The 13,801-nt window shown below is 67.5% G+C and carries 11 protein-coding genes; 6 read left to right on the top strand and 5 right to left on the bottom strand.

The genetic code is table 11. The features are described from left to right. Window positions 1-295 precede the first annotated feature (295 nt). Both ACOZ38_RS29355 and ACOZ38_RS29350 read right to left on the bottom strand, forming a co-directional pair. The gene (locus tag ACOZ38_RS29355; RefSeq protein ID WP_424534387.1) at window positions 296-1,048 is read right to left on the bottom strand and encodes a 2'-5' RNA ligase family protein; all 753 of its coding nucleotides are present in this window, start codon (window positions 1,046-1,048) and stop codon (window positions 296-298) included. Window positions 1,049-1,058: 10 nt separating this feature from the next. After that, the gene (locus tag ACOZ38_RS29350) at window positions 1,059-2,375 is read right to left on the bottom strand and encodes a hypothetical protein (protein ID WP_424534386.1); all 1,317 of its coding nucleotides are present in this window, start codon (window positions 2,373-2,375) and stop codon (window positions 1,059-1,061) included. Window positions 2,376-3,700: 1,325 nt separating this feature from the next. Here ACOZ38_RS29350 and ACOZ38_RS29345 point away from each other — a divergent pair. Further along, a complete protein-coding gene (locus ACOZ38_RS29345) occupies window positions 3,701-4,789 on the top strand; it encodes a hypothetical protein (RefSeq protein ID WP_424534385.1) in 1,089 nt (362 codons plus the stop codon). On the opposite strand, the gene ACOZ38_RS29340 is transcribed toward ACOZ38_RS29345, so the two are convergent. Both ACOZ38_RS29340 and ACOZ38_RS29335 read right to left on the bottom strand, forming a co-directional pair. Continuing rightward, complete coding sequence (locus ACOZ38_RS29340; RefSeq protein WP_424534384.1) at window positions 4,704-5,894, bottom strand: IS4 family transposase; 1,191 nt, start codon at window positions 5,892-5,894, stop codon at window positions 4,704-4,706. The genes ACOZ38_RS29345 and ACOZ38_RS29340 overlap by 86 nt on opposite strands. Window positions 5,895-6,095: 201 nt before the next feature. Further along, on the bottom strand, window positions 6,096-6,692 hold the full coding sequence (locus ACOZ38_RS29335) for a TetR/AcrR family transcriptional regulator (RefSeq protein ID WP_424534383.1): 597 nt from the start codon (window positions 6,690-6,692) through the stop codon (window positions 6,096-6,098). Between the two features lie 165 nt (window positions 6,693-6,857). Here ACOZ38_RS29335 and ACOZ38_RS29330 point away from each other — a divergent pair, with 165 nt between their 5' ends. Genes ACOZ38_RS29330 through ACOZ38_RS29320 form a run of 3 tightly spaced genes read left to right on the top strand, consistent with a single transcriptional unit; the run spans window position 6,858 to window position 9,582 of the window. Continuing rightward, a complete protein-coding gene (locus tag ACOZ38_RS29330) occupies window positions 6,858-7,487 on the top strand; it encodes a cysteine hydrolase (protein ID WP_424534382.1) in 630 nt (209 codons plus the stop codon). After that, on the top strand, window positions 7,484-9,061 hold the full coding sequence (locus ACOZ38_RS29325; protein ID WP_424534381.1) for an aldehyde dehydrogenase (NADP(+)): 1,578 nt from the start codon (window positions 7,484-7,486) through the stop codon (window positions 9,059-9,061). Before ACOZ38_RS29330 ends, ACOZ38_RS29325 begins: the two co-directional genes overlap by 4 nt. 35 nt (window positions 9,062-9,096) lie before the next feature. Further along, the gene (locus ACOZ38_RS29320; RefSeq protein WP_424534380.1) at window positions 9,097-9,582 is read left to right on the top strand and encodes a lipocalin-like domain-containing protein; all 486 of its coding nucleotides are present in this window, start codon (window positions 9,097-9,099) and stop codon (window positions 9,580-9,582) included. A gap of 426 nt (window positions 9,583-10,008) precedes the next feature. Here ACOZ38_RS29320 and ACOZ38_RS29315 read toward each other — a convergent pair whose 3' ends face one another. Next, window positions 10,009-10,566: a DUF4158 domain-containing protein gene (locus ACOZ38_RS29315; protein WP_424534379.1), complete on the bottom strand. Its 558-nt coding sequence runs from the start codon at window positions 10,564-10,566 to the stop codon at window positions 10,009-10,011. Window positions 10,567-10,785: 219 nt separating this feature from the next. Here ACOZ38_RS29315 and ACOZ38_RS29310 point away from each other — a divergent pair, with 219 nt between their 5' ends. Both ACOZ38_RS29310 and ACOZ38_RS29305 read left to right on the top strand, forming a co-directional pair. Next, entirely contained in the window at window positions 10,786-11,799 is a 1,014-nt protein-coding gene (locus ACOZ38_RS29310) for a tyrosine-type recombinase/integrase (protein ID WP_424534378.1), read from the top strand. Window positions 11,800-12,719: 920 nt separating this feature from the next. Next, on the top strand, window positions 12,720-13,583 hold the full coding sequence (locus tag ACOZ38_RS29305; RefSeq protein WP_424534377.1) for an HNH endonuclease: 864 nt from the start codon (window positions 12,720-12,722) through the stop codon (window positions 13,581-13,583). Window positions 13,584-13,801: the final 218 nt, after the last annotated feature.

Raw genomic sequence — 13,801 nt, 5'->3', positions numbered from 1 at the left:
AGAAACGTCCGACTACACCGATCCACGAATTCGCGTCAGGAGATCGAAAGCGAGCAACTGCGGCTATGCTCCATGGCGGCATCTGCTTCCTCCGATCCAAGTTGCCAAGGCCGCAACCCGTTCATGGCCGTAGCCGTGCGGCAGCGCGGCAATGACGTACTCGAAACCGTGACTACCGAACGTAGGGGACTCCATAGTCGGGGCGCTCGTGCCCACCCTGGCGGCCAGGAGCAAGCCGCCGAACACGGTAGGCCTACTGCCGGGCTCTTAGTCACTCAGTTGGTCACCCAGAAGATCAAAAAGGCCGTTTCCGATCAGCGGAAACGGCCTTTGACCTGGGTGCCTCGGCAAGGGGCAGACTCGCGATCACGTCCCACCGGTAGACGGCGCACTGACGCCGCAACTCCACCAACTCCACCCGGGACACCGTGACACGCACCGGCGGCCGCTCACGCAGCGCGGCCACCCACCCCACCACCGGCGCCGTGGGACGCGGTTCCGCGTTGTACGCGATGCCCAGATGCGGGCGAAACGACGCGGTGGAGCCGTCTCCCGGGGCCTGCGCCTGGGCGTTCGCCTCCGCCAACGCCGCGTGCAGCTCGACCAGCGGCTCCCAGGGGGCGACGCTGTAGCGCAGCGCGCCTGGTGACCCGGTCAACGGACCCACCTGCATATCGAACGCCGCCGGAACGCGTTCGGCCGCCACAGCCACCAGGCTTGCCAGCTTGCCGCGGTCCATCTGGGAAGCATCGGCGACCTTGGGCATGGTGACGTGCAGCCCGTCAGCGGGCACCAGGTCAAAGCCCCCGTCCTGGATGGCCGCCTGACAGGCAAGAGCCTCTTCGATCAGTTCTGCCTCGCCGGGGAAGGTGAGCATCCAATAGAACGCCCGTCCCCCCTCCCACCCCGGCCGGTCCCAATGATCGGCCATGCGGGGCAGCGCCTGGAAAGCCGACCAGTCATGCGCGGCGATCACCTGCGGGGCGACCAGATCGGGCGGCGGATCCACCGGGAACGCCCGCCTGTCCGGCCGCAGTACCGTCCTCACCGGTCGGGGCCTAGGGGCCCGCGCGCTGCTTGGCTCCTCGCCCTGAAGAGCGGCTCGTCGTGAGGGAGCCTAGCCGCTCCTCGAACTCGCGCACCGGGGGCAGGCCGTCCCAGCGGGAGGCCTGCACGCGCAGTTCCCGCGCACGTTTGAGAATCGACTGGATCGGCTTGCCGGCAGCGGCATCCAACGCCTCATGCCCCAGATGCATCGCGCGCTCAACATCTGGAGCCGCGCCCTGAAGTACCGAACTGGCCACATCCAGCCGCACCAGCGCCTTACTCCACGCAGAATCAGATGCCTTCACCTGGGCGTCGACCGCATCGGCGTACTTCAAGGCACGAGCGGTGTCAGACAACGAGACATGCGCGGTCAGCGCGTTGGACAAGGTACGGGCCATGCCGTACGGCTCAAAGGAGATGCAGGACGTCAAGCCGCTCACCACGCCGGGCTGCCGATCCGACAGCTCCAAAGCCTGCCCGATCGCCCGCACCGCGCCGCTTCGGTCGCCGAGCCTGGCCAGAGCACGTGCCCGCCCATTGACCAGCAGACGAATCGCCTGCGGGCTCCAAGGCGCCAGCTCCACACCCGCGGCGGCGGCGGCGTCGGCCTCTGCGTACCGCTCGGCGTAGTACAACCCCAACGAGGTCGTGCCCAGAGCCCACGCGATGGTCGAGTTGTCGTTCACCTCCCGGGCAAGGGCCACGGCCTCCTCGCAGTACGCGAACGCGGCCTCGTGCCCGGTGTTGACCGCCATGTAACCCAGCAGCCCCGCGACTCGCGCGGCGAGCCGGCACACCTGCTGCCTGTCAGCCTGAGACTGCCGCCCCCTCAATAGGCCGTGGAGCATCCGGCGCACAACGCGGACCTCCGGCCCGAGCCGCTCCGGCCCCACCGCTTCATACTGCTCCACAACGCGTTCGATCGCCGCTTGAGCCAGGGCAATATCGGCCGCCTCTGTTTGGTCGGGGAACAGCTCTCTGGTCTGGGCCCGAATGCGGTTCGGAGAGTCCCACAGATCAGCCCCGGTCAGGGCCGGTTTCCCGTCGGCCGGCTGCGGGAACGGCACAGCACCGCCCTGCGGTGTGCTGCCGGCGTTGACCGTGGCGAACAGCACCTCCGCTGTGACACCGAACATGTGCTCAAGAACGCGGCAAACATCGGGTGTCGGCAGACCTTTGATGTCCCCTGTCATCCAGCGGTCGTAGGTGCGGCTGGAGATCGTCAGGTTCGCCAGCCGTGGTTCGTCATGCAGGCGGGCCAGTTCCGAGGAAGCTCGGCCGAAACGGATCAGGAAGGTTGCGGAGGAAAGATGCCGCTGCTGGATCAACAGCCGAAAGCGTGTGAGCCTCAGCACGACGCCCCATTCATCGCCGCCGCCAGAACACGGGTACCTGCGCAACGAGCACGTCTCGCGGTGATGATCCCGAAGGCGCCCGCGACGGCGGAAGGCTCCGGGCCGGTGGCCAGGCGCAGCAGCCGTCACCGCAGAAAACACCACGAACGGCGTTCACCGGACATATCCATACATAAAGTTTTTGAGTGCCCTCCAGATTAGTCAAGACATGTCACCCGCAACGCGCACTTAGACATGGTGGCGCAACCCAATGACAATTCACGCCCAATTGCGTGAAGCCGTCGCTCGTCTACTTAAATGGTCACCCGAAATGTCTCAGCGTTCGGGCCGCAACTACCGTGTGACTGCCGCCGACGACGGCTCGGGGCACTCCCATGTCGCCCCCGGAGGGGCTCCCAGTGCCGTTCATCATCGCGCTGCCCTCAGCTCAATCGCCGGATCGGGTCGCGATCCCTCCAGGGTGATCGTGGAGGTGCGTTCTGCTTTCACCCTGGCAGTATCCAGCTGCCCAGCCTGAGCTGGGCCGTACGATGGGCGGTAGGGCAAGCCGCGCACGCCCCCGGGCCGTCGATGAGGTCCCACGCCTTCGCCGACACCGATTCCCGGTTTTAAGGGCTTTCGAGTCCCGCGCAGGTTGGTGCTGCCCGGATTCGGACCTGACGATCCGGCGGTCGGCGTGGGGGACCGCCGGGGACCTGAGCCGATCATGCCCAAGAACCAGCCCACCGCCGCGCAGAAAGCCCGTCGGCTGCAAGCCGCGAACGGCGGCGCGTACACCGACGTGTTGCACGGGCTCGCCATCCCGGCCGCCGCGAGCGCGACGCTGCGCGCGGACGCCTGGCTGAAGACCATCCTGAACTACCTGCAGGAGCTGGGGTGGCCGGCCTCTTCGCTCGACCTGGAAGGCGGCCAGTACCACGCCTACAGCGGCCCGGTGTCGCTGGACGCAGCACGCGACGTCGATGATATCGACGCCGAGGCGGACGACGCCGACCCCGACGATCCCCGCTGGGCGGACGCGCCCCTATGGCTGAGTGTGCTCGCGCCGTACGAGGCCAGCATCGATGATCTGGAGACAGGGGCCCGCGCCGGCGCCGAGACGCCGAAAGAGATCGCCGCGCGTGTGGACGCCGAACTCGCCGAGGCACGCTGGCGGCGGGTCCAGGCCACGGAGCCGGAATCGACGACGCCGTGCCCCATCTGCGGCGACCGCTACCCCGAGCACCATCTGCTCGCCACCAGCGCCGAGGGGGATGCGGTCTGTCCGGCGTGTGTCTGGGACGGCGATCAGCGGTGGCGTGTCCGACCTGCCGTATCTGGCAGTGCAGATCGACCGGTTGCTGGACCACAACTTGTCGGCGCGGGCTGGCTGGGCCGCGGTCGCGGCGGTGCTCGCGCTGACGTGCGGGGCGAACCTGGGCCGTCGGCTGGAGCGCGAATTGAACCGGCGCCGCGGCTGGCCGCTGGTCATGTCCCGGTGGGACCAGCCGCTGGACCGGTCCTGGATCTGGCTGCCGCCACGCGAGAGGCGGCACCCGGCCTTCTTCGTTCACCTGGGCGCCGGGGCGAGCCTGGCCGCGATCACCGAAGCGCTGGAGCGCCACGACCCCACCTTGCACAAGCAGGCCCAGCGGTTGTGCCGGGACGCGCAGGTGCGCTGGCGTCCGGCCCTGTGGTCCGCAGCCATCGCCTACGCGGTGGCGTTCACCACCCAGGCCGCTGAACGGGACCGGCACCGCAAGCCCGTTCACGTCGTGGACTCCACCAGGGACGGCCTGTCCCAGATCCGCACGCCGTTCGCGGTCACCGGTGACGCGAACAACGTCGAAGGCGGGCTCGAAGAACTCCTGGAACACCTGCTGTTCCCGCTGCTGCTGGGCCACGGCCTGCGCGACGAGCCGCGCGAGTCGCGCCGTATCTACGGCGCCGAGCCCGCCGACGACCGCCCGGCGCGGTCGCGGTCGGACGCGCGCGTCACGCACGAGCGGGACCGGGCCAACCAAGTCGCCGTCGTGCTCGGCCAGATCCCAGGCGTCCCGGACGCTGAGGTGATCTGGGATGGCAGCGCCAGACCAGCTCAGGACGGCGCGCCGCTGGGTGCGACCTCCCCGGTCAATAAGGACATCGACAAGCTACGACAGGCGGCGCGGATCCAGGTGGCCGAACAGATGTACGACGACGCCGGGCCGATCGCGATGGTCGCCGATGAGGCCTGGTCGCGGGCCGGATGGTGGATCCCGGCTGACATAACGCCGTACGCAGTACGCCAGGCCCACGACTTCCTCGGGGACCGGCCGCATGTCAACGTGCTGTGGGGTCGGGAGCTTCGGGGAGGACGCCTTCGGCTTGGATCACCAGGTCACGGGCAGCGTGGAAGGCGATGGTGAACCCGCAGCGATCGGGATCGGTTCCGGGGCGGGACTGCGCGGCGTCGACCATGACGGTGCGCAGCAGTTGGTAGAGCGTGAGCAGCGCCCACATCTCCTGCTCGACGCCGGCTGGGTCGCCCAACCTCAGCACGCGCCCGTGCAAGATCGTGTGCCGGAGCGCGTAGTAAGCCGATTCGTGCTCCCAGCGCTGATGATACAAGGAGACCAGGGCGCCGGCCGTGTGGCGGCGAGCGTTGGTCAGCGTGGTGACCAGCCGGTAGGAGGCGTCAAAGACGGTGCCGTCGGTGCAGGTCACGGCGATCTGGGCATCGACGATCCGCACCGGGACCGAGCCGATCACCGACAGGTAGGAGCCGTCGGCCAGGCGGGACAGGATCGGAGCGCGGCGGTTGCTGCGCAGGCGGCCTACGACCTGGGCTCCGGTGCCCGTCACCGCGGCGAGGAAGTCGTTGCCGTCGAATCCCTTGTCCCACAGCACGAGCATGTCCGGGGTCAGCAGGTGCAGCAGCCGCTTGGCGTATTCGGTCTCGCCCGTGGCGGTGGGCCCGAAGACCGCGCCGATCATCGCCCGGGTTCCGGTCTCGACCAGGGTCATCAGCTCCAGTTGGGGATAGCCGCCATGGGCCAGCTGATCGAGCCAAGCCCGGTTCCGGCCGGTATCGGGGACCTTCAGCGAGCTGCAGCCGTCGAAGGAGACCGTCCGATAAGGGCCGAACCGCACCCCGGGCGTCATCGGCCGCGCCAGCGGGCCGCACAGCACCTGGAACAGCGCCCGCATCGGCGCACCGCCCACCCGGCGGCGCAGGTCGCGTAACGCCTTCGCGGTCGGTGAGACAACAGCGGGCAGCCCCGCCAAAGCGCCGGTCATCTTGTCCCAGACAAGCAGGTATCCGACCTCCGGAAACAGGCACATCGCCAGCAGGAAATACACCCCGACCCGCGAGGGAAGCTCTCGGATCCGTTGCTGCACCCGGCCCGTCTCCGCCAGCACCGCGTCCACCAACTCGAACGGCACGACCTGCGTGAGCTCTCCCAGATGCCCCGGTGCGAACACCCCCGCGGCCACCCGCACCACCCGGGAAATGACACACTGATCCCGCAACGGGACTCCACTCTTCAGATGATCTTCGCCGACATCTGATCTACAGGAGCCCCGTTGCCCGTCTCAGCCGATTGACAAGAACCAAATCCCCGCAACTACCTGGCCTTGGGGGAAGGCCCGCCGCCCGAGGTGGGGTGACCAACCCGCTCCCGGGGCGGCCCGCGGCCCAGATCTGACCGGACCCAGGCGTCTGGGGGCGTGTCAAGCGGTGGGAACGGTTCCTGACACGGATCGCTTGAGCTGCCGGGCGACTGTCTCCAGTAGCTCGTCGGAGAAGTCCTTGTCGGCCACAGCCCGGGACATGAGCACGGTGCCGACCAGGGCGCTGAGAGTGAGCATCGCCTCGGCCCGGGCGTCCTCGACGTTGTCGTCCAGACCTGCGATCAGTTCCAGGTAGGCGCGGACCTGCTTCTCATAGGCCTCTTTGAGCTGCTGGTCGCCCCGTCCGGCGGCGGCGCCGAGGGAGACCAGCGCGCAGCCGGTGGCCGGCTGGTCGCGGTGCGGCTGTGCGAGGTAGGCGTCGATGAGACCGGCCCGCGCATTCTGATCATTCTTTCGCGCGGCCCGCTCCATCTTCGCCGAGCCCTCTGTGAGGGCGACGGCGGCGGCCTGGGTGATCAGATCGTCACGTGAGTCGAAGTGTTTGTAGAAGCCGCCGTGTGTCAGCCCGGCCTCCTTCATGAGGTCCGCGATGTTGGGGCGAGTGACGCCTTCTGCGCGGACCTTGCGTGACGTGATCCGCAGGACCCGTTCGCGGGTCGCCGCCTTGTCCGCCTGCGAGTGGCCCATGTCGGCCATGCCTTTCGTGGGGGGAGCGCAGTGGAACCCACCACGCAGCTGGATGATTGACATCATACACGTGTGCGTTGAGTAGGTGCTTGACCAGGGAATACTAGACTTTCTAGATGATGAGCGTAATCTCACTTCTGGATGTTTGTCATCATCCAGATTGGAATGGAAGCCATGTCCCAGACGTATGACCCCCGTCACACCGCCGTTTTGCTGGTCGACCCCTACAACGACTTCCTGTCCGAGGGCGGCAAGATCTGGCCGCGCGTGGAGTCCGTGGCGAAGCAGGTCGGGCTGCTGGATCACCTGCGTTCTGTGGTCACATCCGCCCGAGAGGCCGGCGTGCGCGTGATGTTCGTTCCGCACCGTCGCTGGGAGCCGGGCGACTACGAGACATGGGAATACCCCAACCCCACCCAACGCGCCATCATGGAGCGGCATAGTTTCGCCCGCGGGACCTGGGGCGGAGAGTTTCACCCCGACTTCCAGCCGCAGCCCGGCGACGTCGTGGCCCGGGAGCACTGGGCGCAGAGCGGGTTCGCCAACACCGACCTCGACTTCCAGCTCAAGCAGCACGGCATCACTCACGTCGTGCTGATCGGCCTGCTCGCGAACACCTGCATCGAGTCCACCGGCCGGTTCGCCATGGAGCTCGGCCACCACGTCACGCTGGTGCGTGACGCCACCGCGGCGTTCCTCCCCGAGATGATGCACGCCGCGCATGAGCTGAACGGCCCCACCTTCGCTCACGCCATCACCACCACCGGCGAGCTCACCGCCGCATTCGAGGGAGCGCACGCATGAAACTGACCGGAGACCTGCTGATCGGAGCGGCCCAGGTGCCCGCCACCACAGGAACCATGAAGGCGCTCAACCCCGCCACCGGAGAACTCATCGGACCCGAGTTCGCCTTCGGCGGTGCGGCCGAGGTCGACCGGGCGGTCCGCCTCGCCGACGAAGCCTTCGACAGCTACAGCCACACCGGACTGGCTGAGCGGGCTGCGTTCCTCGACCTCATCGCCGACAAGCTGCAGGCGGTCAAGAGCGAACTCGCCGCACGTACTGCCCTGGAGACCGGCCTGCCCGCTGCCCAGTTCGAGGGCGAGGTGATACGGACCGCTACGGTGTTCCGCAGGTTCGCCACCGTAGTTCGTCAGGGCCGCTTCCTCCAGGCGACCATCGACCCCGCGCAGCCGGACCGGCAGCCCACACCGCGCTTGGACCACCGATTGCAGAAGGTGGCTCTGGGACCCGTGGTGATCTTCGGTGCCAGCAACTTCCCGATTTCCTATTCGGTGGCGGGCGGCGACACCGCCTCGGCCCTGGCGGCCGGCTGCCCCGTCATCGTCAAGGCCCACAACGCACACCCTGGTGCCTCCGAGATCCAGGGCCGCGTCATCCGGCAGGCCGTTGCCGAAGCGGGACTGCACGAGGGCGTCTTCTCCCTCGTCCGCGGCGCCGGCAACGAGATCGGCGAGGCGTTGGTGGACCATCCGCTGGTCCGCGCGGTCACCTTCACCGGATCCGAGGGCGGTGGCATGGCCCTCCACCGCCGGGCTCAGCAGCGTCCCGATCCCATCCCCGTGTTCACCGAGATGACCAGCGTCAACCCGACCTTCGTGCTGCCCGCCGCCCTGGCGGCCCGCGGGGCGGAGATCGGCGCAGGCCTGGTCCAGCGGGCCGTGTACAACGTCGGGCAGGCCTGCCTGAAGCCCGCCATCCTGCTCGCCGTCGACGCACCCGGCTTCCAGGAACTGCGTGACGCAGCGACGGCCGAAGTAGAGAAGGTGGCCGCACGGGCCATGCTCACCCCCGGCATCCACGACTCCTATATCCGCAACGTGCAGCGGATGGAGAACGACGGCGCCACGCTGATCGGCGCGGGACCGGCCCCGGCCCGCGCGTGGGACGGCCAGTCCCTGCTGTACGAGGTCACCGGTGACCAGCTCCTGGCCGAACCGGCCCTGCGCGAGGAGGTCTTCGGCCCCGTGATCCTGCTGGTCAGACTGACCGGCACGGACCAATTGCTCGAAGCCGCCCGCGCCTTTCGTGGACAGCTCTCGGCCGCCCTGCACGCCGACGCCGCCGACCGTATCGCCGCCGAACAGCTCGTGCCGATCCTGGAGCGCCGCACCGGCCGCATCGTGTTCAACGCCTTCTCGATCCCGCAGGAGATCTCCTACGCCTCCACCCACGGCGGTCCGTTCCCGGCCACCTCCGACAGCCGCTTCACCTCCGTGGGTATGGGCGCGATCGAGCGGTTCGTACGACCGGTCACCTACCAGAACTTCCCGGACGACCTCCTGCCGCAGCCACTGCGCGAGGCGAACCCTCTGCACCTGTGGCGGCTCGTCGACGGCGACCTCTCCCAGCAATGATCGCCGCTCCCCTGAAACGAAAGGAGCACCCTTCCATGACCGTCACAGACGGAGCCGCCGCAGGCAATGAACGGCAGGACCGCGCAGAGCTCCGCAAAAAGCTGCTCGGCGCATGGCAGCTCGTCTCGTACATCGCCACGAGCGCCGACGGGGAGGTCATCCACCCCCTCGGACCCACCCCGAACGGCCTGATCATCTATACCCCTCAGGGATACATGTCCGCCCAACTGGGGCGCGGCGACCACCCACTCATGAGATCGGCACGTCTTGAGGACGCGACGACCGATGAACTGGCCCAGGCGGCAATCGGCTACGTCGCCTACGGCGGGCCGTTCGAAGTCGTCGATGCCGCGACCGTCGAACACCACGTCACCACCAGCCTCTTCCCGAACTGGATCGGGCGGCCCCAGGTGCGGAAGGTGAGCCTCGCAGGCCCGCTCCTCAAACTCAGCACCGCCACTCCCACCCGACTGTGGGGTGCGCAACGCACAGCCGAGCTCACCTGGAGCAGGCTGGCCTGATTGCGGCCCTCGCCCTGGTCCTCCTCGGGAACCTCGTGGTGCTTCCGTCAAGGTCCGCCGGGCTGCGAGGCCTTAACGGTTGCGGTCTCCTTGGTGTGACTGCCTCAGCAAGGAGCGGCGCCGGGCGACGGTGCCGACCCGGCTAGGCAGGTCGGCGACCGCGTCGGCGGACGCTCGACCGGCTGCCACGGCTGCGCAACCGGTTCTCCCTAGCGGGCCCGCTGATCTGCGACTACAGCAGTCGGCGGCCCCACTTCTGGCGTGCCGTCCCCGTACTCGGCGTCAGCCGCTCGACCCCTCTACAAGTACGTTCCTCAACTCGCGACGGACCGCCCTGCCGTCGAAGAGCCAACGGCGCGAGCCGAACTGGAAGCGAGAAGCTGATTCCGCAGATCAGTGCCTGCTTGGCGGCTGGTACCACGTTGGTTAGCGGCACCCCGTGTAGATTTCGGTGCCGGGAGGAGCCTGGGCATGCCTCGCCGTGCGTCGCGCTGGAGCCGCGAGCCCTCGCCGCTGCGTCAGGAGCGGCTGGCGCGCAGGCGTAGCTGTTGCCAGCTTCTCCAACGCGACGTTGATCAGGTCCGCCGGGTTGTTCTTCGATGCGGCCTCGTCCCGGATCGTCTCCTCGGCCAGCGCCCGGGCCCGCACGCCGTCGTAGACCACACCGGTGCGCCGCCGCACCTGCGTACGGTGCTGCTGAGCCGTGCGCTCCGAGGCGTATACCGGCAGCGTCCCCTCCGGCAGATCCACCACCCGCCGCACGAAGTCCACCACCACGTCCGGAACCTCCTCCCGCCTGGGGAAGCAGCCCATCCGCTGATACGACTTCAGCGCCACCGGCAGCGCGAGCTGGTGCTCATAGGAGTCGGTGCCCTCAGCCGCCCAGGCCACCTCCTGGCTGGTCGGGGAGAAGAACAGATGCAGCTCCCGTGCGCTGATCAGCCGCTTGAACCGCGGATACGCGGTCCGCTCAATCGAGGTCATCGCTGACGTCCCACTCCACCCGATACCCGCGCCAACGTGCCCACGCGATCTATACGCACGCGCGACACCGTCTCCAGTCGGAGCCAAAAGGGCAAAAAGTGCATCAGGGAACGAAGCGGTATCGGATGATTGCCGCACCGGGCCGCTCGCCGCCTCAGTAGCTCCGACGGGTCCTCAGCAGGCCGCTGACCAGCCCGGAAGCCGCTTAACAAGCATGTATTGCGGCTTTTGGGCTCACCTTGGCTGGACCCCAGCGAGGCCGTACGCGTCCGCCTCGCCCGCGGCCTGGCCGACAACACCAGCCGCGCCTACACGCGCGACTGGAACACCTTCACCGCCTGGTGCGCCTCGGCGGGCCGCACCCCGATGCCGGCCACCGTCGAGACGCTCACCGAGTACGTCACCCACCTGGCTGCCACCCTGACCGAGCGCGGCACGCTCCCGGCGCCGTCCACGATCGAGCGGGCACTGGCGTGCGTGCAGTCCCGGCACAAGAAGGCCGGCCTTCCCCTCAACGCCGAAGGCGCCCGTCTGGCCCTGCGCGCCTACCGCAAGGAACGCGCCGCCGAAGGCGAGCGCACCCGCAAGGCGCCACCCGCCGCGCTCGACATCCTGCGCGCGATGATCGACGCCTGCGACGTCGCCAGCCTGGCGGGCCTGCGCGACCGCGCCGCCCTGGTGCTCGGCTTCGCCCTCATGGGCCGTCGCAGCGAGTTGGCCGCCCTGGACATCGAGGACCTGGCCGTGACCCTCGAAGGTCTGGAGGTCCTCATTCGCCAGTCCAAGACCGACCAGGACGCCCGCGGCGAGGTCGTGCCCCTGCCCTACGGCTCGCACCCCGACACCTGCCCGGTGCGCGTCGTGCAGGCCTGGATGGCCGCGCTCGCCGAGCTTGGCATCACCACCGGCCCGCTGCTGCGCGGCGTCGACCGGCACGGCCGCATCACCACCGGCAGCACCGGGGCGTCGGGCAAGGCCGCCAAGCGCATGAGCGGGCACGGCCTGAACCTCATCGTCCGCCGCGCCGCGATCCGGGCCGGCCTGCCCGGCGCCGAGACCTACACCGCCCACTCGCTTCGCGCCGGCGGCGCCACCGCCGCCGCCAAGGCCGGGGCGCCCGTTTCGGCGATCGCCCGGCATGGCCGCTGGTCGGAGAAGTCCCCCGTCGCGCACGGCTACATCCGCGCCGCCGACAAGTGGCGCGACAACCCGATGCGCGGCGTCGGCCTGTGAACAAGATTCGCTCGGGTTGGTCCGCTGATGGCCCAGTGTGTACCGTTTGGGCACGAGATTGGCCGCTGACAAACAGCGGTCGGTTCGATACGTTGAGTAATCGCCTTTCGCGTTGGCAACCCTCAGGCGGGGACCAGCGTGGAAAAGAGGCGGGGAGGAACCCCCGTGCCCGCATGAGTCTGGCCGGACTCGGGCCGGTAGTCCCTCCCCAAGGGGACGGTCCTGGCTCCTCCTCCGGCAGGCGGTTCGGCAGAGCCGGTGGCCTCCAGGTCGCCGAGCATCGCGGTGGCCTCGGCCAGGGCGGTACGTAGTCGGCTGCACACACCACACCCCGGGCACGACGCCTCTTTCGCGACGATTCGCGCGGTGCCGACTCCCGTCCGCCGTTTCAGGGGGAGCGGGAGTCGGCGAGCGCTATTCTGCTTTCCTGTTAATCGGTTGACGCGTCAGATATGGGTAACCCAGCTCCATCTATAAGTCCCATCGTAATGGGCATAGAATCTGATGGTAGCGTAAAATGGTAGACCTATGCCCCCCCACGGTGAAGGAATGGGGCGCCCAGCATGTGCTGGAGCGAGCTGCGGTGGCGATCAAGCTGGTGGAGGGGCTCGCCGAGCCGGTGTTCACCATCGAAGGCGGTTGACGGTTTGCTGACTGCTGGAGCCGACCGGGCCAGATGATGGCCGCCAGCCCGGCCAGCACCGGTCAGCCGCCCGTAGGAGCGCACCAGAGTACGGCCGGAGTACGGATCACGGTCGGCAGTCTGGGTGATCACGATGTCCACGGTGCCGGCCAGGTCCTGTACGAACCGGGGGCGATGAGCATCTCGATAGAGGGGCTGGCGCACACCCCGGGGTGAGCACGTACGCGTGTCCTCGGCACTGCTAGGCCAATGGGATGGAGCAGATAACCTTTGCTTCGTGAAACGTCGCCCTCCTCGCTCACTGGACGTCAGTCTTGACGATGGACGAATCATTGAGGCAGGCATCGACATAGAGCCTGGCACCAGGATGAAACGACCGGAGTTGATTGGAAAAATTGAACGGCGCCTCTTCGAGAGCTGTCCCATCTGTGGCGGGATACCAGAGAAGGACGAACATGTGCCCCCGAAGAGCATCGGCGGGGTAATAATGACCCGGACCTGTCGTGCCTGCAACCAAACTTTCGGGGGCCGCGTGGAAGGCGGAGTTAAGGACTGGTTTTACGGCGCGATCAGCAACGTTGAATTAGCTGCCGAAAACGTGCAAGGCTCTCGAAGAATCGGCAAGATGCGGATTATGCCAACACGGGATGGAAAGTTCCTCGCAGCCGTGGAGGGAGGAAAGGAAGTCGACATCCATGCCATGCTGCTGAGCAAGAAGGTGGTCGTCAGGGGCCGGGGGCCCGATCCTAACATCCTCCGCGTTGCCTTATTAAAGCATGTCTATTTGGCACAATGTTTGTGGTCCGGCATTCCACAAGGACCGCTGGCAGATCACATTCGAGAAAGTATCATAGCGGCGCGGGATGCATCGCGGCACGACCCCACGCCAATAAGCCGGGTAGCACTCGGACTCACTGTTGTTCTCTTCCTTGAAGAGGAACGCCTGACAGTGGCTCCGCATGTAGCTGCACGCATCGAACTTCCGGACGGACCGGTCGATGGAGTAATCATGCTAGGCCGCTTCTTTGTGTCCTGGCCGGCTGAGCCTCCGGCGGACATTCAACTTATTGACAATCCACTTGTCGAGTACGTTCTCGAAGTCGGTGACCCGATCGCCGGGACCGTTATTCGGAAAGCTTGAGCCTTGCAAGCGGGTGGGGCATCGAGCGCGCAGTCGAGACGAGGCCGTACGAGATGCCCAAGTGGCAGTTACCACGGCGGCTAAGGCTGGGCTACACGGTGATTCGGCTGGCACGGGGTCGCCTTAGCATCCGCCGGACATCCAACACATATGCCTGACCTGCAGAAACGCCGAGGGCGGCTTGTGTCGCCGCAGACGGAGCATGTCGCTGAGCTTCT

It is taken from the genome of Sphaerisporangium viridialbum (assembly GCF_049674955.1).
In the GTDB taxonomy this organism is placed as follows: domain Bacteria; phylum Actinomycetota; class Actinomycetes; order Streptosporangiales; family Streptosporangiaceae; genus Sphaerisporangium; species Sphaerisporangium viridialbum.
The sequence above is the reverse complement of the archived record's forward strand: the minus strand, read 5'-3'. Positions and strand labels throughout refer to the sequence as shown.

Bases quoted from the DNA above. Each gene is read 5' to 3' on its own strand.
- ACOZ38_RS29335 (WP_424534383.1), bottom strand. From the start codon at position 6,692: ATGGCCGACATGGGCCACTCGCAGGCGGACAAGGCGGCGACCCGCGAA.
- ACOZ38_RS29330 (WP_424534382.1), top strand. From the start codon at position 6,858: ATGTCCCAGACGTATGACCCCCGTCACACCGCCGTTTTGCTGGTCGAC.
- ACOZ38_RS29325 (WP_424534381.1), top strand. From the start codon at position 7,484: ATGAAACTGACCGGAGACCTGCTGATCGGAGCGGCCCAGGTGCCCGCC.
- ACOZ38_RS29320 (WP_424534380.1), top strand. From the start codon at position 9,097: ATGACCGTCACAGACGGAGCCGCCGCAGGCAATGAACGGCAGGACCGC.
- ACOZ38_RS29315 (WP_424534379.1), bottom strand. From the start codon at position 10,566: ATGACCTCGATTGAGCGGACCGCGTATCCGCGGTTCAAGCGGCTGATC.